Raw genomic sequence first — 22,597 nt, forward strand, 5'->3', positions numbered from 1 at the left:
ATCAAATGAGGAGAGCCATTAGCGGCGTACTCACCGCCATCGTTACCCCCTTTACCACCGAGGGAGCCCTTAACCTGCCAGCGCTGCAGCAGCAGGTGCAGCGCCAGATCGCCGCGGGCAACGGCATATTCTGCGGCGGCACCAACGGCGAGTTTTTTGTCCTCAATGAGGAAGAGAAGATCGCCGTCGCCAGAACCTGCGTGGAGGCGGCCGCCGGTCGCGCGCCGGTGGTAGCCCACATCGGGGAGGTTTCCACGCGGGAGACCCGCCGGCTTGGCCAGCAGATCGCCCGCCTCGGGGTTGACGCGGTATCGGCCATTACCCCGTGGTTCGTGCCCCTGAAGCAGGATGAGCTGATAAACCACTATACGGCGATCGCCGACGCGCTGAGCGTCCCGCTCTTTCTTTACAACATTCCCGCCCGCACCGGTAACACCCTTGCGCCGGAGACAGCGCGTAAGCTGGCGCAGCACGACAATATCATTGGCATCAAGGATAGCGCCGGCAGCTACGACAGTCTGAAAGGCTTTCTTGACGCGGTACGCGACATTGACGGTTTCGACGTTCTCAACGGCCCGGACTCGCTTATCCATCAGGGGTTTGTCGACGGCTGCTCAGCCTGCATCTCGGGGCTTGCCAACGTCGCGCCTGCCGAGATCAACGCTATCTGGTCGCTGTTCCATGCTGGTGATATCGCCGGATCGCGCCAGGCGCAGGAGCGGGTAACGGGCCTGCGCACCGACCTGTACAACGTAGCGTTCTCACCCGCGGCGGTGAAAAAAGCGCTGCAGCTGATGGGCCATGAGGTGGGCGACAGCCGCTACGCGGTGCAGTTTAGTGACCAGCAGCTGCAGGAAATACGCGGCATCATTGCCCGTTATTTAGCGTAATACCCGCTGCGTTTCGTAAATAAAACAGACCGGGTACCGCCGTACCCAGGATTCGTACGCCCAGAGAGAGGCTAAGATGAATCATTTTACCGCTGAAGATACCTTTATTATTGTCGGCATTGTCATTGCCTATATTCTGTTTACCACCTGGCTGACATTCCGTATTCGTAGTAAGAATTCCGGGGATTTTATGGAAGGCTCGCGCGCCATGCCGGCCTTTATTGTCGGTATATTACTGATGTCGGAATATATTGGCGCCAAATCAACCATCGGTACCGCTCAGGCCGCCTTTGAGAGCGGAATTGCCGCCTCATGGTCCGTGCTGGGGGCGGCCATCGGCTTCCCGCTGTTCGGTTTGATTCTGGTAAAGCGCATCTATAACACCGGGAAAATCACCATATCCGGGGCTATCGCTGAGAAATATGGCACCAGTACCAAAAATATTATCTCCTTGATCATGATTTATGCGCTGTTGCTGGTTAACGTGGGCAACTACGTCAGCGGCGCCGCGGCTATTTCCACCGTCTTAAAAGTCAACTTACCCGTGGCCGCCTTTATTACCGCCATCGTCAGTACCTTCTATTTCGCCTTCGGCGGCATGAAAGGCGTCGCCTGGGTCACCATGTTACACAGCGCGTTAAAATACGCTGGTCTGCTGATCATTCTGGGTTTTGCTCTATCCAAAACCGGCGGCTTCACGCCGATGATTGAGAAGATGCCGGATTACTACTGGACGTGGGATGGCAACATTGGCGCTGGCACTATCTTCGCCTGGCTTATCGGCACTATCGGCTCCATCTTCTGCACCCAGTTTGTTATCCAGGCGATCAGCTCCACCAAAGACGTCCGGTCAGCAAAGCGCTCCACGTGGATCGCCTTCTTTTTCTGCCTGCCCATCGCTCTTGCCATCGCCATCATCGGCGTGGCGGCGAAGTATCTGCATCCGGAAATCAACAGCCTGTACGCCCTGCCGGTATTTCTGCAGGACATGAATCCCTGGCTGGCGGGACTCGTGACAACGTCACTTGTGGCCTCGATATTCGTCAGCGTAAGTACCGTTGCTCTGGCCATTGCCTCGCTGGTGGTGAAAGATTTCTACGTACCATGGCGTAACCCAACTCCGGACCAGGAGTTCAGAGCCACGCGCTGGGCATCGTTAATTATCGGCTTCCTGCCGCTGATCTTTGTGCTGCTGGTGCCGGAAGTGCTGAAACTCTCCTTCTTCACCCGCGCCATCCGCCTGTCCATTACCGTAGTAGCGGTCATCGCCTTCTATGCCCCCTTCTTCAGGAGCACCCGCGGCGCCAATGCCGGTCTGATCGGCGCCTGCGTGGTGACCTCCGTCTGGTATTTACTTGGCGATCCGTTCGGCATCAATAACATGTATATCGCCCTGGCGACCCCGGCGATCATTATGGTCATCGATCGCCTGATCCCGAATAAATCACAATCATCCCCTGCCCCTGTTGAGCAACGTGGAGTCTAAAACATGTCCGCAATTCCTTCTTTCGACGGCGTCATTCGCCAGCACCAGCAAGATGAACATATCGCATGGGCGATGCTCCCCAACGCCTGCCCGCAAAATCATGCCGCCAACCTGCTTCAACTGGAAGATGGCTGCCTGATGTGCGTCTGGTTCGGCGGCTCCCAGGAGGGGAAAGCCGACATTTCGATCTGGGGTTCGCGGTTAGCCCCCGGCAGCGATCGCTGGAGCGAAGCGGTTAAGCTCTCCGACGATCCTGACCGCTCGGAACAAAATCCGGTGCTGTTTCAGGCGCCGGACCAGGTAGTGTGGCTGTTATGGACGGCGCAATTCGCCGGCAACCAGGATACCGCCATTGTGCGCTACCGCCAGTCACACGACGGCGGGCAAAGCTGGGGACCCATCAATACCCTGTTGGATCAGCCCGGTACCTTTATTCGCCAGCCGATTAGCGTCATGCCTGACGGCAGCTGGCTGCTGCCGGTGTTTTACTGCCGCACTGCACCCGGCGAGAAATGGGTGGGTAACAATGACGTCAGCGCGGTGAAGATCTCCTCCGACGGCGGCAGAAGCTGGCGTGACGTGGCGGTCCCGGAGAGTCTTGGCTGCGTCCATATGAGCATCACCGCGCATCCCGACGGCGGACTGGCGGCCTTCTTTCGCAGTCGCTGGGCGGATCACATCTGGTTCAGCCGCTCCAGCGACCAGGGTGAAAGCTGGTCTGCGCCGGTGCCAACGACGCTGCCGAACAACAACTCGTCCATTCAGGCGACGACTCTCGACAATGGCGAACTGGCGCTGGTGTTTAATAATATGAGCGCCGCCGGGGCCACCGAACGCCGAGCCTCACTGTACGATGAAATTGCGGATGACGATGGCCGTAAGGAGCCGGAAACAACCGGAAAAAGCGCCTTCTGGGGCGCGCCCCGCGCGCCGATGACGGTGGCGATCTCGCCTGACGGCGGCAAAAGCTGGCCGTGGCTGCGTAATCTTGACGAGGGCGACGGCTACTGCATGACCAATAATTCGGAGCAGAAGCTGAACCGGGAGTTCTCCTACCCCAGCATCAAACAGGGAACAGACGGTAATTTGCATATCGCCTACACCTGGTACCGCCAGGCGATCAAGTATGTTCGCGTTTCGCCACAGTGGGTGAAAGGAGAAAGCGCATGATTATCGGTACCCTGCAGGCGCTGCACCAGGCTGGTCTGCCGCCGGCGTTAAAGCAGCTTTTGAGCAGCGAGGCCTGTTCGCTGGCCGCCCTGAGCGCCAGAGAGGATGGCCGCTTCCAGCCCGACGGCGCGCCGTGGTTCTGCACCCTCGGCGTGGCGCAAACCCAGCCTGCGGCCGAGCGGCATACGGAATATCATCGTCAGTGGGCGGATATTCAGGTCATCCTGGCCGGCGAGGAGCGGATCCAGGCGGGCATGGCTGCCGTGATGCGCCCGCAGGATAATGAGCTTAAGCCCGACCTCTATCTCTGTCAGCCGGCCCCGGAGAGTGTCTCTATTCTGCTGCGTCCCGGCGACTTCGCGGTCTTTTACCCCGGCGAACCGCACCAGGCGCTGTGTGCGGTTTCGACGCCAGCGCCGGTCAGAAAGGCGGTATTCAAGATACCGGCAGCGATGCTGGAGGCGCAATGAAGCGGGCCATAGTCACCGGGGCCAGTTCCGGAATCGGCGCCGCGGTGGTGAGGCAATTGCTGGAGGACAGCTGGCAGGTGGTCGGCATGAGCCGTTCGCTGCCGCCCTTCACACAGCCGATCTTTCGCCATCTGGAGGTCGATGTCAGCCAACGCAGCGCGCTGCTGGCGGCGCTGGAACAGATTGAGCCTCCTCAGGCCATCATCCACGCCGCGGGTTCGATGACCGCCGCGCCCCTGGGCAATCTTGATCCACTGCGCGGCGAGTCGCTGTGGCGTTTACATGTCGACGCGGCCCAAACGCTGGTCAATCACTTCGCCCCGGCCATGGAGCCGGGCGGGAGGATTGTTCTGCTGGGAAGCCGTACATCACGAGGCGCAGCGGGTCGTTCCCAGTATACGGCCACCAAAGCCGCGCTGGTCGCCCTTGCCAGAAGCTGGGCGGCAGAGCTGGCGCCCGCAGGGGTGACGGTCAACGTGGTGGCGCCCGGGGCAACCGATACGCCGATGCTCCATCAGCCTGGCAGGGAAAGCTCTCCGCCGCGGCTGCCGCCGCTGGGGCGGCTCATTACCCCGCAGGAGGTGGTCTCGCTGATAAGCTGGTTATTGAGTGAGGGCGCATCGGCGATGACCGGACAGGAGCTGGTGATGTGCGGTGGCGCCTCCCTTGCCTGATGACGCACGCCGCGCCGTCCCCGGACAACGGAACGACGCGGCGGTGAGGATTAACGTAAATAGACAGTCCCGCGCAGATAGGTGGTGGCCTGACCGCCGATCAGCACCCGGTCGCCCTGCCACTGGCAGCGCAGATCCCCGCCGCGGGCGGAGACCTGGCGCGCCATCATGGTGGTTTTCCCCAGCTTGTCGCCCCACCAGGGGATCAGCATGCTGTGCGCGGAGCCGGTCACCGGATCCTCCGGCACCCCTTCTCCCGGGCAGAAGAAGCGGCTGACAAAGTCATATTCCTCATCCGGCGCGCTCACGCAGATCATTTTGCCGAGCTTCTGCAGGCGCGCCATGTCCGGTTGCACCGCTTCAACCTGCCGGCGATCCGCCAGCAGCACCAGATAATCGCGCCCTTCCCGTACCTCGACGGCCGCCTCGAGGCCCAGCCCGGCCAGCAGGTCCGCCGGCGGATTGGCCACCGGGGTGGTCGTCCACGCCGGGAAGTCGAGCGTCAGCCAGTCGCCGCTGCGGGTCACCCGCAGGTCGCCGACAAAACGGGTGCTAAAGGTAATCGTCGCCGAGGGATGGTCGAGATATTCAAAAATAACGTGCGCCGTCGCCAGGGTGGCGTGGCCGCAGAGGTTGATCTCGCCAAGGGTGGTAAACCAGCGCAGCTCATAACCTTCGTCGGTGCGGACGAAGAACGCCGTTTCGGACTGGTTATGCTGTTGGGCCATTTTCAGCAGCACATCGTCGGCTAACCACTCGCTGAGGGGGCAAACGGCCGCGGCATTGCCGCCGAAGTTTTTATCGCTGAAAGCATCGACCAGATAAAATTGTATTTCCTGCATACACTGTCCTTATTTTTTTTACTTTCCTTCAACATGACATAAAAGCGCCCCCCTGACACTATCCATAGCAAAATTAATTGCTTAACCGCACCTGGGTGTTTGCAGTGAAATGAGATGCAGATCACAAAATGATTGTCTTTTCGCCAGCAAACGTTTTAAGATCAGCGTCACATCTTCCCCTGAATCACCAGTCCAGAGCTTATGACTACGAATACGGTCTCACGCAAGGTAGCGTGGCTACGTGTCGTGACGTTGGCCATCGCCGCGTTTATTTTTAACACCACAGAATTTGCCCCGGTCGGTCTTCTGTCGGATATTGCCGACAGCTTCGGCATGGAAACCGCCCAGGTGGGCATGATGCTGACCATCTACGCATGGGTGGTGGCGTTAATGTCGCTGCCGTTTATGCTGCTGACCAGCAAAGTGGAGCGTCGGCGGTTGCTCATCGGCCTGTTTATTCTGTTTATCGCCAGCCATGTGCTGTCGTTCTTTGCATGGAATTTTGACGTGCTGGTCATCAGCCGCATCGGCATCGCCTTCGCCCATGCGGTGTTCTGGTCGATAACGTCGGCGCTGGCCATCCGCATGGCGCCTCCGGGCAAACGGGCGCAGGCGCTGAGCCTGATCGCCACCGGTACCGCACTGGCGATGGTGTTTGGCATTCCGATCGGCCGCATCATCGGCCAGTATTTTGGCTGGCGGATGACCTTCCTGGCGATCGGCCTCGGCGCCTTAGCCACTCTGGCCTGCCTGGTGAAACTGCTGCCGACGCTGCCGAGCGAACACTCAGGCTCGCTGAAAAGCCTGCCGGTGCTGTTCCGTCGCCCGGCGTTGGTCAGCGTGTACATTCTGACCGTGGTGGTGGTGACCGCCCATTATACCGCCTACAGCTATATCGAACCCTTCGTCCAGACGGTGGCGGGTCTGAGCGGCAATTTTGCCACCGTACTGCTGCTGATCCTCGGCGGGGCCGGGATTATCGGCAGCATTCTGTTCGGCAAGCTCGGTAACCAGCACGCTTCGGGGCTGATAAGCCTCGCCATCGGCCTGCTGCTGGCCTGTCTGCTGCTGCTTTTGCCGGCCTCGCATAACCCGCACCACCTGATGCTGCTCAGCATCTTCTGGGGGGTGGCGATCATGATTATCGGTCTCGGCATGCAGGTGAAAGTGCTGGCCTCCGCCCCGGACGCCACCGACGTCGCCATGTCGCTGTTCTCGGGCATCTTTAACATCGGCATTGGCGCCGGCGCGCTGGTGGGCAGTCAGGTGAGTCTGCACCTCTCTATGGCCTCCATCGGCTACATCGGCGCCATCCCGGCGCTGGCAGGCCTGATCTGGGCCCTGCTGATCTTCCGTCGCTGGCCGGTATCGCTGGAAGAGCACCAGCCGCACCACTCTTGATTGAGCCGCAAAAAAAAGCCCGTCGGTATCGCTCCGGCGGGCTTTTGTCTCTCTGCGCATCACCGCGGTCAGGGATGCCAGGTCGAAATGATCTCCAGCACGCCGTTAATAATGAACTGCACGCCCATGCAGACCAGCAGGAAGCCCATCAGCCGCGAAATGGCCTCAATGCCGCCTTTGCCTACCAGACGCATAATCGCCCCCGAACTTCGCAGGCAACCCCAGAGAATGATCGCCAACAGGGCAAAGATAATCGGCGGCGCCGCCAGCACCACCCACTCCGGGAAGTCCACGCCGTGCTTCACGGTTGAGGCGGAACTGATGATCATCGCGATGGTGCCCGGACCGGCGGTGCTTGGCATCGCCAGCGGCACAAAGGCGATATTGGCGGTTGGCTCATCCTGTAGCTCTTCCGATTTGATCTTCGCTTCCATCGAATCGTGGGCTTTTTGCTGGGGGAACAGCATGCGGAAACCGATAAAGGCCACAATCAACCCCCCGGCGATACGCAGCCCAGGTATTGATATGCCGAATGTATTCATCACCACCTGGCCGGCATACCACGACACCATCAGGATGGCGAAGACATACACCGAAGCCATCAACGCCTGTTTGTTCCGCTCGGCGTTGTTCATATTGCCCGCCAGGCCAAGGAACAGCGCCACGGTAGTCAGCGGATTCGCCAGCGGTAACAGCACCGCCAGGCCGAGCCCTATCGCTTTAAACAAATCAAACATAGTTAAAAAAAGCCCCGTAAATATTCATTTTTTAAGGATGGTTTCACGCCGTGAGTATACCGGCATCAACAATTCCAACGCCAGCCTGCTGATAAATCACCTTCGCCAAAAATTAACAAGCGTTAGAAAATTCACAAACAGTGACCCGTGTCGAATTTTCTTGTTTTAGCAAATCGTGGCATCGGCCAATTCATAATGTTGACTTATGATTGCCTGGGCAATAGTATCACTCGCAACTAAATCATTGCCTGGGCAACCATCATGAAAAGTACCAGCGACCTGTTCAACGAGATGATCCCGCTGGGCCGCTTGATCCAGATGGTTAACCAGAAAAAAGATCGCCTGCTCAACGACTACCTCTCTCCCATGGATATTACCGCGACCCAGTTCCGGGTGCTCTGTTCCATTCGTTGCGAGGTATGTATTACCCCCGTTGAGCTGAAAACCGTGCTTTCCGTCGACCCGGGCGCGATGACGCGTATGCTCGACCGCCTGGCGTGTAAAGGCTGGATTGAACGGTTACCCAACCCCGCTGACAAGCGCGGCGTGCTGGTGCAGTTGACGCCAGACGGCGCAGCCCTTTGCGAGCAGTGTCATCAGGTTGTGGGTCAGAAGTTACACCAGGAGTTAACAAAAAATCTGTCGGCGGACGAAGTCGCCATGCTTGAGCAACTCCTCAAGAAGGTCCTGCCGTAAAAATAAGAAGAGGTAAGATGATGTCCAGACGTAATAATGACGCCATCACTATCCATAGTATTTTGTCGTGGATCGAGGATAACCTGGAATCGCCCCTGTCGCTGGAAAAAGTGTCTGAGCGCTCAGGTTACTCCAAGTGGCACCTGCAACGTATGTTTAAGAAAGAGACCGGCCATTCCCTCGGCCAGTACATCCGCAGCCGTAAGCTGACGGAGATTGCGCAAAAGCTCAAGCAGAGCAATGAGCCAATCCTGTACCTGGCGGAACGCTACGGTTTCGAATCGCAGCAGACCCTGACGCGAACGTTTAAAAACTATTTCGATGTTCCGCCCCACAAATATCGCATAACGAATGTACCTGGCGAATCCCGCTATCTGCATCCGCTAAATAACTGTTGTTAATCGCCTGCATTATTAAAGACGTATTGAGGAAATCATGAAACTATTCGCTGCCGCAGCCATCGTCGTTATGTCGCTGGCATCCAGCTTCAGCTATGCGGAGCAAACCACCACGCCGGTGCGGCAAAACCAGCGTGACACAATGATTATCCCTTCGGAACATAACGACTCGCCGTTTGATTTCAATCATATGGCGGCCGGCAATGATAAATCTGACGAACTTGGCGTGCCGTACTACCAGCAGCACGACCTGTGATGCCATTACACGCATACTTGTGTATAGCCCCGTCTCCGGGGCTTTTTTTTACCCGCGCGCCATGCCCGGCCGCACCAGACGCAGACCGAAAACGTTGATATAGAGCCCGGCCATGATCAGCGCCGCCCCGGCGAGCTGCAGCCCGCTCAGCGTCTCTCCCAGCAGCAGCGCGGCGCTGGCCATCCCCACCACCGGCACCAGCAGCGACAGCGGCGCCACCCGCCAGGTTTCATACCGCCCCAGCAGCGAGCCCCAGATACCGTAGCCGACGATAGTGGCGATAAACGCCAGGTAAAGCAGCGAGAGAACCGTCAGCACATCGATCTGGCGCAGACTCGCCAGCATCAACTGCGGGCCATCGATCAGCCACGAGGCGAGCATAAACGGCAGCACCGGGATCAATGCGCTCCACACCACCAGCGACATGATCGGCGGCCGGGTCGCCTGGGACATGATTTTTTTGTTGAAAATATTGCCGCAGGCCCAGCTGAGCGCCGCCGCCAGGGTCAGCATAAAGCCCACCAGCGGGACATGTTCCCCTCCGAGGCTCCCCTCCACCAGCACCAGCACGCCGAAGATCGCCAGAGCGATCCCCGCCAGCTGCTTGCCCTGCAGGCGTTCGCCAAAGACGAAGGCGCCGAGGATGATGGTAAAGAAGGCTTGCGCCTGCAGAACCAGCGACGCCAGCCCCGCCGGCATGCCCAGGCCGATAGCGCAGAACAGAAAAGCAAACTGGCCAAAGCTAATGGTCAGGCCATAGCCCAACAGCAGGCGCAGCGGAATGGCTGGCCGGGCGACAAACAGCAGCGCCGGGAAGGCCACCAGCATAAAGCGCAGGCCCGCCAGCATCAGCGGCGGCATATTGTGCAATCCCAGCTTAATCACCACGAAGTTAAGCCCCCACACCACCACTACCAGCAGCGCCAGCAGTCCATCTTTCCTCGTCATACCCCTGCCTCTGTCGTTATTAGAATTTTTGTGAACAAAATCAAAGTAGCGAAAAAGCGGCCGCCAGGATAGATCATTATTTTTGGCAGGTTCAGAAGTGCCGATCGCGACCGGGGCGACCTGTACAAGGCGTGATGACCGTGTTATTTGTGATCGAAGACATAAAATTATAACAACATGACAGGCAAGGAAATCATGATCACCACACTCCGGCGCTCCACCATCGCGCTGCTGGCATCGTCGTTACTGTTGACTATCGGCCGCGGGGCCACACTGCCGTTTATGACCATCTACCTCACCCGACGCTATCAGCTGGAGGTGGATGTGATCGGCTACGCCCTGTCGCTGGCCCTGGTGGTCGGCGTGCTGTTCAGCATGGGCTTTGGCATCCTCGCGGACAAGTTCGACAAAAAGCGCTATATGGTGTGGTCAGTGCTGGTATTTATCCTCGGTTTCAGCGCGATACCGCTGGTCCATAACGCGACCCTGGTGGTGATCTTCTTTGCGCTGATCAACTGCGCCTATTCGGTCTTTTCCACCGTACTGAAAGCCTGGTTCGCCGACCGGCTGACGGCGGAGAAAAAAGCGCGCATCTTCTCGTTGAACTACACCATCCTCAACATCGGCTGGACCGTCGGGCCGCCTATCGGCACACTGCTGGTGATGCACAGCATCAATCTGCCCTTCTGGCTGGCGGCGGCCTGCGCCGCCTTCCCGCTGGTGTTTATTCAGCTATTTCTCCAGCGGGATGGGGCCGCCGCCGCCCAGCCGGGAGCTGCCGCCTGGACGCCTTCGGTGCTGCTGCGCGACCGCGCGCTGCTGTGGTTTACCTGTTCCGGGCTGCTGGCCTCCTTCGTCGGCGGCGCCTTCGCCTCCTGTATCTCGCAGTACGTGCTGGTGGTCGCCAGCAGCGACTTCGCCGAGAAAGTCGTGGCCGTGGTGCTGCCGGTTAACGCCGCGGTGGTCGTCGCCCTGCAGTACGCCGTTGGCCGGCGGCTGAGCGCGAGAAATATCCGCCCGCTGATGACCTTCGGTACCGTCTGCTTTGTGATCGGCCTCGTGGGCTTTATGTTCTCCGGCGCCAGCCTGTGGGCGTGGGGGATCTCGGCGGCGATCTTCACCCTTGGCGAGGTGATTTATGCCCCCGGCGAGTATATGCTGATTGACCATATCGCCCCGCCGGGAATGAAGGCCAGCTACTTCTCCGCTCAGTCGCTGGGATGGCTGGGCGCGGCCTTCAACCCGATGTTCACCGGGTTGATCCTCACCCATCTGCCGCACTGGTCGCTGTTTGTCATTCTTATCGTGGCCATTGTCGCCGCCTGGCTGATGATTTTCCGGGGGATGAATGCCCGTCCCTGGCAGCCGGATTCTCCGCTGGCCAGGGCCTGACGCCAGCTGACATGCGGCTGTCAGGTTGCTGTCGGGCCGTTGTCGGGTCGCTGTCGTGGTGGCTGGCGGCCCGCTTTTCCATACTCCATCACAGGTTTACATCCCCAGAACGTCATGGAGCATATGAATATGAACAGCATCAATCAGGTCAAACAATTACGGCTGCAGCGCGCCTGGTCCCAGGAACAGCTGGCCGAAATGGCGGGGCTCAGCGTCCGCACGATCCAGCGCATTGAAAATGGCGAACGCCCGGGGCTGGAGACCCTCAGCGCCCTCGCCGCGGTCTTTGAGGTGACGGTGGCCGAGATCGGCGGCGAAGCCTCGCGGGAAGGCGCGCCGGGTCCGCAAGCTTCGCTGGATCTGCGTATAGAGGAAGCGAAAGCGCGGGTGCAGCAGGAGAGTCGCTTTTTTCGTTCGCTGTCGGTGGCGCTGGTGGTCTGCGTGCTGCTGGCGGTGCTCAACCGGTACACGAACCCGCAGTACTACTGGTCCGGCTGGGTCGCCCTGATCTGGGGCGCTCTGCTGGTGGTGAGAGGATTACGTCTGTTCGTCTTTGGCGAATGGATCAAAAACTGGCGCCAGGCGCGCCTGCAGCGGCTGCTGCGTAAATAGCATGGAAACCGGCGGCGCGCGCCGCCGGCCCGATCAGATAGTCACCAGGGCGCGCACGCCGTCGTTTTCCATATCTCCGCCCTTTCCCTGCTGGACGATGGCGCCGCGCGACATCACCAGGTAGTGGTCCGCCAGCCCGGCGGCAAAGTCATAGAATTGCTCCACCAGCAGAATGGCCATATCCCCGCGGCTCGCCAGTTGACGGATCACCTCGCCAATCTCTTTGATGACCGAGGGCTGGATCCCCTCGGTGGGCTCATCGAGGATCAGCAGCTGCGGACGGCTGGCCAGCGCGCGGCCGATCGCCAGCTGCTGCTGCTGACCGCCGGATAAGTCACCGCCCCGCCGCTGCCTCATGGTCTTGAGCACCGGGAAAAGCTGGTAAATCTCCTCCGGCACCTGCTGCGCCTCGCGGGCGGGAAAGCGCGACAGCCCCATCAGCAGATTTTCTTCCACCGTCAGGCGCGGAAAAATCTCGCGTCCCTGGGGGACGTAGGCCACCCCGGCCTGCACCCGCTGGTGCGGTTTACGGTGGGTGATGTTCTGATCCTGCCAGCGCACCTCGCCGCTACGCGCCGGAATAAGCCCCATCAGACATTTCAGCAACGTGGTCTTACCGACGCCGTTGCGCCCCAGCAGGCAGGTGACCTCGCCCTGACGGGCGGTAAAATCCACCCCGCGCAAGATGTGGCTCCCGCCGTAGTACTGATGTAACTGACTCACCTGTAACATTGGCGCTCCTTAACGTCCCAGATAAACTTCAATGACCTGCTCATTGGCCTGCACCTCCCGCAGCGACCCCTCCGCCAGCACCTGGCCCTGATGCAGGACCGTCACCCGGTCGGCGATGGTCTCGACAAACCCCATGTCGTGCTCCACCACCATCAGGGAGTGCTGTCCGGCCAGCGTGCGAAACAGCTCCGCGGTATATTCGGTTTCCGCATCGGTCATGCCGGCCGCTGGCTCATCAAGCAGCAGCAGATGCGGCTCCTGCACCAGCAGCATGCCGATCTCAAGAAACTGTTTCTGGCCATGGGACAGCAGACCCGCCTGGCGGTAGCGTTCGCCGTCGAGGCGCAGCAGGCGCAGCACCTCATTCAGCCGATCGTCCTGTTCGCTGCTCAGCCGGGCGCGCAGGCTGGCCCACACCGATTTATCCCCCTTCATCGCCAGGGCGAGATTTTCCGCCACCGTCAGCGCTTCGAAGACCGTCGGCTTTTGAAACTTGCGCCCGATACCCTGGCGGGCGATGGCCACCGGGTCGAGAGTGGTCAGATCCACCGACTGGTCATAGATCGCTTTGCCGCTCTGCGGCCGGGTTTTGCCGGTGATCACGTCCATCAGGGTGGTCTTGCCCGCGCCGTTGGGGCCGATCACGCAGCGCAGCTCGCCGACGCCTATCGCCAGCGACAGATCCGTCAGCGCCCGGAAACCGTCAAAGCTGACGTTAATGTTCTCCAGCTGCAGTACCGGGTCGGTTTGCGCACGGAAGCGATCTCCGGGCAGCTGGCGGGTAAACAGTCCTTCATCCGGTTGCATTAGCGGTCTCCTCGACGCAGCAGACCCATCACCCCGCGGGGTAGAAACAGGGTCACGATGATGAACATGAGGCCGAGAAACAGCTGCCAGTACTCCGGCATCGCCACGGTGAAAATGCTTTTCGCGCCATTGACCAGTCCGGCGCCAAGCACCGGGCCGATCAGGGTGCCGCGCCCGCCGAGCGCCACCCAGATGGCGGCCTCGATGGAGTTGGTCGGCGACATTTCGCTGGGGTTGATGATCCCCACCTGCGGGACGTATAACGCCCCCGCCAGGCCGCAGAGCACCGCCGACAGCGTCCACACCAGCAGCTTGAAGCCGCGCGGGTCGTACCCGCAGAACATCAGGCGGTTCTCGGCATCCCGCACCGCGGTGAGGATGCGGCCAAACTTACTCTGCGCCAGCGCCGAGCCCAGCCACAGGGTCAGCAACAGCAGCAGGACCGTGGCCATAAACAGCGCCGCCCGGGTGCCGGTGGCGGTGACCGGAAAGCCCAGCAGCGTGGTAAATCCGGTGAAGCCGTTGTTACCGCCAAACCCGGTCTCGTTGCGAAAGAACAGCAGCATACCGGCATAGGTCAAGGCCTGGGTCATGATCGAGAAATAGACCCCTTTGATCTTCGAGCGGAAGGCGAACCAGCCGAAAACCAGCGCCAGCAGGCCGGGAACCAGCACCACCAGCGCCATCGCCCAGGCGAAATGCTGCGTGCCCCACCAGAACCAGGGCAGCTCGGTCCAGGAGAGAAAAGACATGAACGCCGGCAGACCGTCCCCCGCCGCCTGGCGCATCAGGTACATGCCCATGGCGTACCCGCCGAGGGCAAAGAAAATCCCGTGGCCAAGGGATAGCATACCCGCGTAGCCCCAGACCAGATCCAGCGCCACCGCCACGATGGCGTAGCAGAGGATTTTGCCGCTCAGGGTCAGCAGCCAGCTCGGCACCGCCAGCGGATGGGAGGCCGGCAGCAGCGCCAGGAATGGCATGCTCAGCAGCCCCAGCACTAACAGGACCCCCAGCCAGCGCAGAGGCCGCGGCGCGCGCTGCGCCAGCGTTAAGGTAATGGGTTGGCTCATCAGTCAATCACCCTCCCTTTCAACGCGAACAGGCCCTGCGGGCGTTTCTGAATAAACAGAATAATCATCACCAGGATCAGGATCTTGCCCAGCACCGCGCCCATCTGAGGTTCAAGAATTTTGTTGAAAATGCCCAGCCCAAAGGCTGCCGCCACGCTGCCGGCCAGCTGGCCGACGCCGCCCAGGACCACCACCAGGAACGAGTCGATGATATAGCCCTGACCCAGCTCCGGGCCGACGTTGCCAAGCTGCGACAGCGCCACGCCGCCCAGCCCGGCAATACCGGAGCCAAGACCAAAGGCCAGCATATCCACCCGCCCGGTAGGCACGCCGCAGCAGGCGGCCATCGCCCGGTTCTGCGTCACGGCGCGGACGTTCATTCCGAGGCGGGTGCGGTTCAGGATGAGCCAGGTGAAGCACAGCACCAGCAGGACGAACGCCAGCACCGCCAGCCGGTTCCACGGCAGGATCAGGTTCGGCAGGACCTGCACGCCGCCGGAGAGCCAGGCGGGGTTCGCCACCTCCACGTTCTGGGCGCCGAACAGCATCCGCACCAGTTGAATAAGCATCAGGCTGATCCCCCAGGTGGCGAGCAGCGTCTCCAGCGGCCGACCATACAGATGACGAATAATGGTGCGCTCGAGCGCCATGCCGATCCCGGCGGTGACCAGGAAGGCCACCGGCAGCGCGACCAGCGGATAAAAGGCCAGCCACTGCGGCGCGAGCTGCGCCAGGACCTGCTGTACCAGCCAGCAGCTGTAGGCGCCGATCATCAGCATCTCGCCATGGGCCATGTTAATCACCCCCAGCAGGCCGTAGGTGATCGCCAGCCCCAGCGCGGCCAGCAGCAGCACCGAGCCCAGCGACAGCCCCATAAAGGCCTGGCCCAGCAGATCGCCGAGCAGCAGACGATGTTTGATCTTTTGCAGGCTGTCGCTGGCCGCCTCGCGCACCGCCGCATCCGGCTCATGCTTGGCATCGGTAAAGGGGATCAGCAGCGCCTGGGTTTCCGGGTCTGCGGAATGGCCGAGCAGCGTCACCGCGGCCAGCCGCGCGCTGGCCTCAGGCTGAGTCAACTGCAGGCGCGCCAGCGCCACCTCCAGCAGGCCCCGCACATTATCATCGCTTTCCGCCTTCAGCCGCTGCCGCAGCAGGGCGGCCATGGCCGGGGTCGCTTCCCGCTGCAGGGTGCGCGCCGCGGACGCTCGATCTGTGACGTTGTCACTTAAAATAAGATGGCTGGCCAGCGCGCCGGCAGCCAGATTGCGCAGGCGGTTGGTCAGACGGACCGGCCGGGTGTCGCCCTGCGGCGCGGCGGCGGCGCCCAGCGGTTGTAAGCCGCCCTGTCGGGCGCGGAAGGCATGTTTTCCGTCGTCCATCACCAGGCTCTCGCTGGTTAACGCCCGCAGCAACGGCAGGCGATCCGCCTGCGGCGCTGCCGCCCACTGGGTCAACAGCTGCGCCTGCTGGCTGCGGCTGGCGGCGACGAAATCATCCGCCTCCGCGGCCTGCGCCCGCCATGGCAGCAAGCTCAGCAGCAGCGCCAACACACTCATGAGACGCAATGCGTTCATGTCGTTCTCCTCTGGTCAGCGGCCGACGGGCGCGACGCTCCCGCCCCGTCGGCCCTGGCGCTTACTGGCTGACGGTTTTCACCGGATGGTCAGGTTTCTTATCATTACCGGGGATCCACGGACTCCACGGCTGCGCGCGGACGGGCTCATCGGTCTGCCAGACCACATTGAACTGGCCGTTGCCTTCGATTTCACCGATCATCACCGGCTTATGCAGATGGTGGTTGGTGGCATCCATCGTCAGGGTAAAACCGGACGGCGCTTTAAAGGTTTGCCCGGCCATGGCGTCGCGCACTTTGTCCACGTCGGTGGTGCCGGCTTTGGTCACCGCCTGCGCCCACATATGCAGACCCACCCAGGTCGCCTCCATCGGGTCGTTGGTCACCACCGTATCGGCATTCGGCAGCTTGTGCGCTTTGGCGTAAGCGCGATAGTCGGCGACAAAGGCTTTATTGGTCGGGTTATCCACCGACTCAAAGTAGTTCCATGCCGCGAGGTTGCCGACCAGCGGTTTGGTATCGATACCGCGCAGCTCCTCTTCCCCCACCGAGAAGGCCACCACCGGCACGTCGGTCGCTTTCAGACCCTGGTTAGCCAGCTCTTTGTAGAAAGGCACGTTGGAATCGCCGTTGATGGTGGAGACCACCGCCGTTTTGCCGCCGGCGGAGAATTTTTTGATATTGGCGACGATGGTCTGGTAATCGCTATAGCCGAACGGGGTGTAGACTTCTTCGATATCTTTGTCCTGGATCCCTTTGGCATGCAGGAAGGCGCGAAGGATCTTGTTGGTGGTGCGCGGATAGACGTAGTCGGTTCCCAGCAGGAAGAAGCGTTTGGCGCCGCCGCCGTCCTCGCTCAGCAGGTATTCCACCGCCGGGATGGCCTGCTGGTTAGGCGCCGCGCCGGTATAGAAGACGTTGGGGGACATCTCTTCCCCTTCGTACTGTACCGGGTAGAACAGCAGGCCGTTCAGCTCCTCAAACACCGGTAGCACCGATTTACGCGAGACCGAGGTCCAGCAGCCGAACACCACCGCCACCTTGTCCTGGGCCAGCAGCTGGCGCGCCTTCTCGGCGAACAGCGGCCAGTTGGAGGCCGGGTCGACCACTACCGGCTCCAGCTTTTTGCCCAGCACCCCGCCTTTGGCGTTGATGTCGTCGATGGCCATCAGGGCGACGTCCTTCAGCGGCGTTTCGGAAATCGCCATCGTCCCGGAGAGCGAATGCATAATCCCGACTTTAATGGTGTCGGCGGCATAGGCCTGGAATGAGAGACCCATAGCCATTACAGAGGCGGAGAGTGCAAAAGCTTTTAATAACGTTCTTCGTTGCATGATTCACTCCTGAGTAGCGCAAAAATAAAGAATTAACAGCTAACCAGAGGTGATAAGGCAAAAACGGTGCCAGGTTGTGAGAACAGCGGGATGCGGCGCAGGCGGAGGGCGGAGACGAAGGAGATGGCAGCGTTGCCTCATCACGGTGCAACGCTGCGCTAAGAAAGGCATTACCAGACGTCGGCGGCGATGGCGGTCACAAGGCGAACTTTTTGCCACTGCTGGTCTTCGCTGAGGGCGTTACCCTCTTCCGTGGAGGCGAAACCGCACTGCGGACTCAGGCAGATCTGCTCAAGCGGAACATACTGCGCCGCCTCGGCGAGACGCGCTTTGACCCCCTGCGGGTTCTCCAGCTCGCCGTTTTTGGTGGTGATCAACCCGAGGACCACCTGCTGATGGCCGGGACGAATAAAGCGCAGCGGCGCGAAATCCCCGGAGCGGTCGTTGTCATATTCGAGGAAGAAGGCATCGACATTGACGCCGCCAAACAGCACCTCGGCCACCGGCTCATAACCGCCCTCCGAGATCCAGGTTGAGCGGAAATTACCCCGGCAGACGTGGAGGCCCACCGTCAGATCGGCCGGTTTGCCCTCCAGCGCCTGGTTCAGCACCCGGGCATAAATGCGCGCCAGCGCATCCGGATCGTCGCCGCGCTCGCGCACCTGCTGACGCTGGGCATCGGAGCACAGATAGGCCCAGACGGTATCGTCCAGCTGCAGATAGCGACAGCCGGCGTCATAAAAGGCGCGGATCGCATCGCGCCAGGTGGTGGCCAGGTCGTCGAAGTAGTCGCTGAGATCCGGGTAAACGGTGGCATCAATATCTTTCCGACCGCCGCGGAAGTGCAGCACGCTCGGGCTGGGAATGGTCATCTTCGGCTGCGCGTCGCCGCTGATGCTTTTCAGATAGCGGAAATCCTCCAGCATCGGGTGGTCGCCGAACGCCAGCTTGCCGGTAACGCGCACGCCGTGGGCTTTGGTCTGCACGCCGTTGAACTGGATCCCCTGCTCGGCATCGTAACGCTCAACGCCCTGCAGGCCGTCGAAGAAATCGAAATGCCACCATGCGCGACGAAACTCGCCGTCGGTGACCACGTGCAGGCCGCAGTCGCACTGCTGCTGGACCAGATGACGGATAGCGTTATTCTCAATTTCGCGCAGCTGACCGGCGTCGATCAGCCCCTCCGCCAGCTGCTGACGCGCCTGTTTGATACTGTCCGGACGCAAAAAACTGCCGACGATGTCTGCGCGGAACGGGGCCTGTTGACGTTGCATGCTGTCTCCTTAGCGGTGGGCGCGTTAGTTGCCCACCGTGATAGTTCATTATTTGAATTTTTAGACTTCTGGATGGCTATATGTCCAGATACTGGCATGCAGGTCGACGGGCCGCAAACGAGAATATTTCATGGTACATGAAATATATTCACTTACCGGCGACAAACGCATAACCTTCATCTTCCCAGCCGGTGATCCCGCCGAGCATCATTTTCACCGGCCGCCCCAGTTCGGCCAGCTTCAGCGCGGCAACGTCGGCACCGTTGCAGTGCGGCCCGGCGCAATAGACCACAAACAGGGTCTCCGCCGGCCAGGCCGCCATTCTCTCGGCGCTGATCTGGCTGTGCGGAAGATGCAGCGCGCCGGGCAGGTGACGCCTGGCGAAGGCCTCCTCGCTGCCGACCACGTGCAGCAGGACAAAGTCGACCTCGCCGGCACGCTGGGCGCTGTGCACATCGGCGCAGTCGGTCTCGAGATGCAGCTTATGGCGGAACCAGCGGATAGCCTCGGCGGAGGTGGCGGGGGTAAATTGGCTTACTACACTCATGGCGTCTTCTCCTTGTCTGTGATAACACTACTTTACTGACGCCCATCACCCTTATCTGCCGGCAACCATGACAGAAAACGCTAACATCCTGACAACCCCTTCGGTGACACCGTCACCTCACCGCGTGGTAGCCCTCGCCTACGATGGCCTGTGCACGTTTGAGTTTGGCGTGGCCGTGGAGATCTTCGGCCTGCCGCGCCCGGAAATGGGCGAGCGCTGGTACCAGTTCGCCGTCGCCGCCGTCGATGAAGGGCCTCTGAGAGCCACCGGCGGGGTCCGCCTGATGACCGACGGCGGCCCTGAGCTTCTCGCCCAGGCGCAGACCATCGTGGTCCCGGGCTGGCGCGGCATCGACGCCCCGGTCCCCGAAGCGCTGTGCGCCGCCCTGGCCGCCGCTCACGCCCGCGGATGCCGAATAATCTCCATCTGTTCCGGAGTGTTCGTTCTCGCCGCCGCCGGGCTGCTCAATGGCCGCCAGGCGACAACCCACTGGCGCTACACCGCGGCGCTGCAGTCCCGTTTTCCGCAGATCCAGGTGGTGGAGGATGTCCTTTACGTAGGCGATGATTTGCTGATGACGTCCGCCGGCAGCGCGGCGGGGATCGATCTCTGTCTGCATCTGGTGCGCGAGGATTTCGGCAGCGAGGCAGCGAATGTGGTCGCTCGCCGCCTGGTGGTCTCTCCCCATCGCGATGGCGGTCAGGCGCAGCAGGTCCTGCGTCCGGTGGCCCGCAGCCGGGAGAGCCTGCGCCTTGGCCAGCTGTTTGATTATCTGCACCAGCATCTCGCCGCCAGCCACACCGTCGCCTCCCTCGCGCAGCGCGCCGGCATGGGGACGCGCACCTTTTTGCGCCGCTTTGAAGAGGCCACTGGTAAAACCCCCGCACGCTGGCTGCTGGAGGAGCGTCTGCTGCGCGCCCGTCAGCACCTGACGGAGAGCGCGATGGGCATCGACCAGATCGCTGAGCGCTGCGGATTTGCCAGCGCTGGCACCCTGCGCCACCATTTTCGCCTGCGCTTCGCGCTAAGCCCGCTGCAGTACCGTAAACAGTTTGCTACTTCTCCGATTGCAAAATCCTCGCAGCCACGGACAATAGACGGCCACAGTAAACCGGTCGCCAGGATAGTCGATGATGAAGAAAGAGTGTCGGGTAGTGATCTATAAAGAGGGCCTGCTGGGCAGCCTGTTTTTTGGCGAAGCCAAAGCCGACCCTGACAAAATGAGCCAGTTTCTCAGCAGCTATACCCGCGAGGGCTGGGAGGTAAAAACCATGTCGGTGGAGCGCCGCCGTACCGCCCTGTTCTGGTCGCGGGAAGCGTATCTGTTTGTGCTTGAAAGGCCCCTGTAACGGCGCCTGCGCCTGGTTTACACGCTTAAGCCAGGCGTTGCCCGGCATCCGCGCTCAGGGCTGGCGAATATAGCCCTGCTCGTGCATTTTGCGCATGCCCTCATCGCCAGCGCAGACCATCCCGGTGGTCAGCATGGCAAAACCAAAACGCTGATAGAACGCGATTTTATCGGCCACCGCATAGATAAAGATTTTGCCAAAGGGCAGCAGCTGCTCCTGGACCGCCAGCATCAGCTGTTGTCCGTAACCCTGCCCCTGTCGGTCGGGGACGATCGCCACATCCGATAAGTAGCTGCTCCAGGTGCAGTCGCTGATGGCGCGCGCCACGGCAATCAGCTGACCGTTCTCATAGCCGAACCAGCAGAAGGTGCTCTGGCGAAACGCCTGCTCCAGTTGCTGAACATCACGTTCATTCAGCCCGGCCTCGGCGACGATGGTCCGCACCCGCCGCCAGTCTACCCGCGCCATCGCCTCTTTGCCCTCAATCACCATCATGACCTTGTCTCCCGCCGTGTTCGGCATCTATCCCGGAAGAAAGATGTAGCATGCCGCCGCCGGGGATGCCAGGCGAAAAATCCAACGAAAGAACGCGGAAAACGGGGGTGAGGCAAAAAAAAACCGCCATGTGACTGGCGGTAAATCAATGCTTGCATGGATAGATTGTATTTTGCATTTTTCGCAGGCAGAGGATCCTGACCTCTCTACGTTTGATCCCGAGGATAGCATGGTCAACCTCAATAAATCCTCAACGGCCTGCGGCTAAAGCTTCTCCACCAACGCTTTCAGCTGCGCCAGGGTCTGCTGCCGGTCCTCCGCGGCGGCGAGCGGCCACGCCGACTGGCGCACGATGAGCCGGGTCGGCAGCAGCTCGCGGATCCGCATCTGCGGGGCCGCCATCAGAGCAATCAGCCGCTCCACGGCTCGTTTGCCCAGCAGATCAAAGTCCTGCGCCACCGTGGTGAGCGGCGGCTGAAAGTAGAGACTGTCGGCGGTGTCGTCATAGCCGGTCACCGATACCGCCTGGCTGCCGCTGCGATTGAGCTGGGCCAGCGCGCTGAGTACCCCGAGCGCCATCTGATCGTTGGCCACCACAATGGCGCTGATCCGCGGCTGGAGGTGCAGCAGTTCGAAGGTTTTCTGCCAGCCGCTGGCGGCGCTCCAGTCACCGAACACCGTGGTTGAACGGGCAATGTTCAGGCTGTGCAGCGCCTCGCGCCAGCTGGCGAGACGCAGTCGGGCGGAAACCGAACTTTCCGGCCCCGCCAGCAGGCCGAATTCGCGATGCCCGAGCTCCCACAGATGGCGCACGCAGGCTCCGCAGCCGTCGCGATGGTCGAAGCGCACGCAGCAGACATCGGCCTCCGGGGAGACGTCAAGAAACAGGCAGGCCATATCCGGGTTCTCTTTAACCAGCCGCTCGGCGGTGGCGCTCTCCAGCGGCAGGCTGACGATCACCCCGCGAATATGCTGGGCGCGCAGTTCGTCCAGCCGGGCCTGCAGCGCGGCGAAGTCGGCCTGCGCTGGCATCGCTATCGCCACCTCCAGCTGGTGCAGGCTGGCATGGCTCTTTACCGCGGCGGCGATCTGCGAGGGGGCATGCAGGGTCAACGAGGCGGTAATCAGCCCAATGGAGGGCGCCGCTTTGCCGGCGAGCAGCTGCGCCGAGCGGTTAGGCACGTAGTGCAGCGTCTGCATTGCGCGGATCACCTGCTCGCGGGTGCGGGCTGACACCACTTCCGGACGGTTCAGGACCCGGGAGACCGTCTGTTGGGAGACGCCCGCCGCGCGGGCGACATCCTCCAGGGTTGCGGTACGACGCGGCATAGTTTCTCCTCATCGACAAAATGTCGTGCGCTAACATTTTATGTTTAACGCACGACAAAAAACAGCGTATTACCCCCGCTTTCGTGATCGTCTGTTAATTTCATTTCCGCCG

The 22,597-nt window shown here is 60.9% G+C and carries 25 protein-coding genes; 13 read left to right on the plus strand and 12 right to left on the minus strand.

Annotated features, from left to right (window positions below; translation table 11 throughout):
• The first annotated feature begins 5 nt into the window (after window positions 1-5).
• The 5 genes from L2I46_RS06755 (at window position 6) to L2I46_RS06775 (ending at window position 4,690) form a co-directional block, all read left to right on the plus strand.
• On the plus strand, window positions 6-890 hold the full coding sequence (locus tag L2I46_RS06755) for a dihydrodipicolinate synthase family protein (RefSeq protein ID WP_236947650.1): 885 nt from the start codon (window positions 6-8) through the stop codon (window positions 888-890).
• A 76-nt stretch (window positions 891-966) separates the two neighbouring features.
• Window positions 967-2,376, plus strand: coding sequence for a sodium:solute symporter family protein (locus tag L2I46_RS06760; RefSeq protein WP_032452778.1), 1,410 nt, complete (start codon window positions 967-969; stop codon window positions 2,374-2,376).
• 3 nt (window positions 2,377-2,379) lie between these two features.
• A complete protein-coding gene (locus L2I46_RS06765; RefSeq protein WP_105490574.1) occupies window positions 2,380-3,546 on the plus strand; it encodes a sialidase family protein in 1,167 nt (388 codons plus the stop codon).
• Window positions 3,543-4,016: a YhcH/YjgK/YiaL family protein gene (locus L2I46_RS06770; protein ID WP_048297479.1), complete on the plus strand. Its 474-nt coding sequence runs from the start codon at window positions 3,543-3,545 to the stop codon at window positions 4,014-4,016. The genes L2I46_RS06765 and L2I46_RS06770 overlap by 4 nt, the downstream gene beginning before the upstream one ends.
• Window positions 4,013-4,690, plus strand: coding sequence for an SDR family NAD(P)-dependent oxidoreductase (locus L2I46_RS06775; protein WP_236947651.1), 678 nt, complete (start codon window positions 4,013-4,015; stop codon window positions 4,688-4,690). The genes L2I46_RS06770 and L2I46_RS06775 overlap by 4 nt, the downstream gene beginning before the upstream one ends.
• 50 nt (window positions 4,691-4,740) lie before the next feature.
• Here the strand turns inward: L2I46_RS06775 and L2I46_RS06780 are convergent, their stop codons facing one another.
• Entirely contained in the window at window positions 4,741-5,532 is a 792-nt protein-coding gene (locus L2I46_RS06780; protein WP_105490572.1) for a PhzF family phenazine biosynthesis protein, read from the minus strand.
• Window positions 5,533-5,733: 201 nt separating this feature from the next.
• Between L2I46_RS06780 and L2I46_RS06785 the strand changes: the two genes are divergently transcribed.
• Entirely contained in the window at window positions 5,734-6,933 is a 1,200-nt protein-coding gene (locus L2I46_RS06785) for a sugar transporter (protein WP_032452773.1), read from the plus strand.
• A gap of 68 nt (window positions 6,934-7,001) precedes the next feature.
• Here the strand turns inward: L2I46_RS06785 and L2I46_RS06790 are convergent, their stop codons facing one another.
• Entirely contained in the window at window positions 7,002-7,670 is a 669-nt protein-coding gene (locus L2I46_RS06790) for a MarC family NAAT transporter (RefSeq protein ID WP_004205969.1), read from the minus strand.
• A 261-nt stretch (window positions 7,671-7,931) separates the two neighbouring features.
• Between L2I46_RS06790 and marR the strand changes: the two genes are divergently transcribed.
• The 3 genes from marR to marB are packed head-to-tail and all read left to right on the plus strand — an operon-like array spanning window position 7,932 to window position 9,020.
• Window positions 7,932-8,366, plus strand: a complete 435-nt coding sequence (marR, locus tag L2I46_RS06795; RefSeq protein ID WP_004143563.1) for a multiple antibiotic resistance transcriptional regulator MarR — start codon at window positions 7,932-7,934, stop codon at window positions 8,364-8,366.
• A 20-nt stretch (window positions 8,367-8,386) separates the two neighbouring features.
• Window positions 8,387-8,767, plus strand: coding sequence for an MDR efflux pump AcrAB transcriptional activator MarA (gene marA / locus L2I46_RS06800; protein ID WP_004205971.1), 381 nt, complete (start codon window positions 8,387-8,389; stop codon window positions 8,765-8,767).
• A 34-nt stretch (window positions 8,768-8,801) separates the two neighbouring features.
• Window positions 8,802-9,020 carry a multiple antibiotic resistance protein MarB gene (marB, locus tag L2I46_RS06805; protein WP_032452772.1) on the plus strand — a complete coding sequence of 73 codons (219 nt, stop codon included), beginning with the start codon at window positions 8,802-8,804 and terminating at the stop codon, window positions 9,018-9,020.
• A 48-nt stretch (window positions 9,021-9,068) separates the two neighbouring features.
• Here marB and eamA read toward each other — a convergent pair whose 3' ends face one another.
• Window positions 9,069-9,968, minus strand: coding sequence for an O-acetylserine/cysteine exporter (eamA, locus tag L2I46_RS06810; protein ID WP_023289620.1), 900 nt, complete (start codon window positions 9,966-9,968; stop codon window positions 9,069-9,071).
• Window positions 9,969-10,163: 195 nt separating this feature from the next.
• Between eamA and ydeE the strand changes: the two genes are divergently transcribed.
• Both ydeE and L2I46_RS06820 read left to right on the plus strand, forming a co-directional pair.
• Window positions 10,164-11,360 (plus strand): efflux MFS transporter YdeE, encoded by a 1,197-nt coding sequence (ydeE, locus tag L2I46_RS06815; RefSeq protein WP_065806117.1) that lies wholly within the window; start codon window positions 10,164-10,166, stop codon window positions 11,358-11,360.
• 129 nt (window positions 11,361-11,489) lie between these two features.
• A complete protein-coding gene (locus tag L2I46_RS06820) occupies window positions 11,490-11,972 on the plus strand; it encodes a helix-turn-helix domain-containing protein (RefSeq protein WP_023289618.1) in 483 nt (160 codons plus the stop codon).
• Window positions 11,973-12,005: 33 nt separating this feature from the next.
• Here L2I46_RS06820 and urtE read toward each other — a convergent pair whose 3' ends face one another.
• The 7 genes from urtE to L2I46_RS06855 form a co-directional block, all read right to left on the minus strand.
• Window positions 12,006-12,704 carry an urea ABC transporter ATP-binding subunit UrtE gene (gene urtE / locus L2I46_RS06825; protein WP_236947652.1) on the minus strand — a complete coding sequence of 233 codons (699 nt, stop codon included), beginning with the start codon at window positions 12,702-12,704 and terminating at the stop codon, window positions 12,006-12,008.
• A gap of 9 nt (window positions 12,705-12,713) precedes the next feature.
• Window positions 12,714-13,511, minus strand: a complete 798-nt coding sequence (urtD, locus tag L2I46_RS06830) for an urea ABC transporter ATP-binding protein UrtD (protein WP_023289616.1) — start codon at window positions 13,509-13,511, stop codon at window positions 12,714-12,716.
• Complete coding sequence (urtC, locus tag L2I46_RS06835; RefSeq protein WP_101861573.1) at window positions 13,511-14,584, minus strand: urea ABC transporter permease subunit UrtC; 1,074 nt, start codon at window positions 14,582-14,584, stop codon at window positions 13,511-13,513. The genes urtD and urtC overlap by 1 nt, the downstream gene beginning before the upstream one ends.
• The gene (gene urtB / locus L2I46_RS06840) at window positions 14,584-16,158 is read right to left on the minus strand and encodes an urea ABC transporter permease subunit UrtB (RefSeq protein WP_101861572.1); all 1,575 of its coding nucleotides are present in this window, start codon (window positions 16,156-16,158) and stop codon (window positions 14,584-14,586) included. The genes urtC and urtB overlap by 1 nt, the downstream gene beginning before the upstream one ends.
• 61 nt (window positions 16,159-16,219) lie before the next feature.
• On the minus strand, window positions 16,220-17,491 hold the full coding sequence (urtA, locus tag L2I46_RS06845) for an urea ABC transporter substrate-binding protein (protein ID WP_004205981.1): 1,272 nt from the start codon (window positions 17,489-17,491) through the stop codon (window positions 16,220-16,222).
• 170 nt (window positions 17,492-17,661) lie between these two features.
• Window positions 17,662-18,765, minus strand: a complete 1,104-nt coding sequence (locus L2I46_RS06850) for a cobalamin-independent methionine synthase II family protein (RefSeq protein WP_004205982.1) — start codon at window positions 18,763-18,765, stop codon at window positions 17,662-17,664.
• A 148-nt stretch (window positions 18,766-18,913) separates the two neighbouring features.
• Window positions 18,914-19,312, minus strand: coding sequence for a rhodanese-like domain-containing protein (locus tag L2I46_RS06855; protein ID WP_023289613.1), 399 nt, complete (start codon window positions 19,310-19,312; stop codon window positions 18,914-18,916).
• Between the two features lie 67 nt (window positions 19,313-19,379).
• Here L2I46_RS06855 and ftrA point away from each other — a divergent pair, with 67 nt between their 5' ends.
• Together ftrA and L2I46_RS06865 are read left to right on the plus strand one after the other, a co-directional pair.
• Window positions 19,380-20,477, plus strand: a complete 1,098-nt coding sequence (gene ftrA / locus L2I46_RS06860; protein ID WP_236947653.1) for a transcriptional regulator FtrA — start codon at window positions 19,380-19,382, stop codon at window positions 20,475-20,477.
• The gene (locus L2I46_RS06865) at window positions 20,446-20,661 is read left to right on the plus strand and encodes a DUF4177 domain-containing protein (RefSeq protein ID WP_004205985.1); all 216 of its coding nucleotides are present in this window, start codon (window positions 20,446-20,448) and stop codon (window positions 20,659-20,661) included. Before ftrA ends, L2I46_RS06865 begins: the two co-directional genes overlap by 32 nt.
• Before the next feature lie 54 nt (window positions 20,662-20,715).
• On the opposite strand, the gene L2I46_RS06870 is transcribed toward L2I46_RS06865, so the two are convergent.
• Window positions 20,716-21,156 carry a GNAT family N-acetyltransferase gene (locus L2I46_RS06870; RefSeq protein WP_236947654.1) on the minus strand — a complete coding sequence of 147 codons (441 nt, stop codon included), beginning with the start codon at window positions 21,154-21,156 and terminating at the stop codon, window positions 20,716-20,718.
• 264 nt (window positions 21,157-21,420) lie between these two features.
• Window positions 21,421-22,485, minus strand: coding sequence for a LacI family DNA-binding transcriptional regulator (locus tag L2I46_RS06875; RefSeq protein WP_065806123.1), 1,065 nt, complete (start codon window positions 22,483-22,485; stop codon window positions 21,421-21,423).
• Window positions 22,486-22,597 lie beyond the last annotated feature (112 nt).

Source organism: Klebsiella sp. 2019SCSN059 (assembly GCF_021739525.1).
GTDB classification, from domain to species: domain Bacteria; phylum Pseudomonadota; class Gammaproteobacteria; order Enterobacterales; family Enterobacteriaceae; genus Klebsiella; species Klebsiella quasipneumoniae.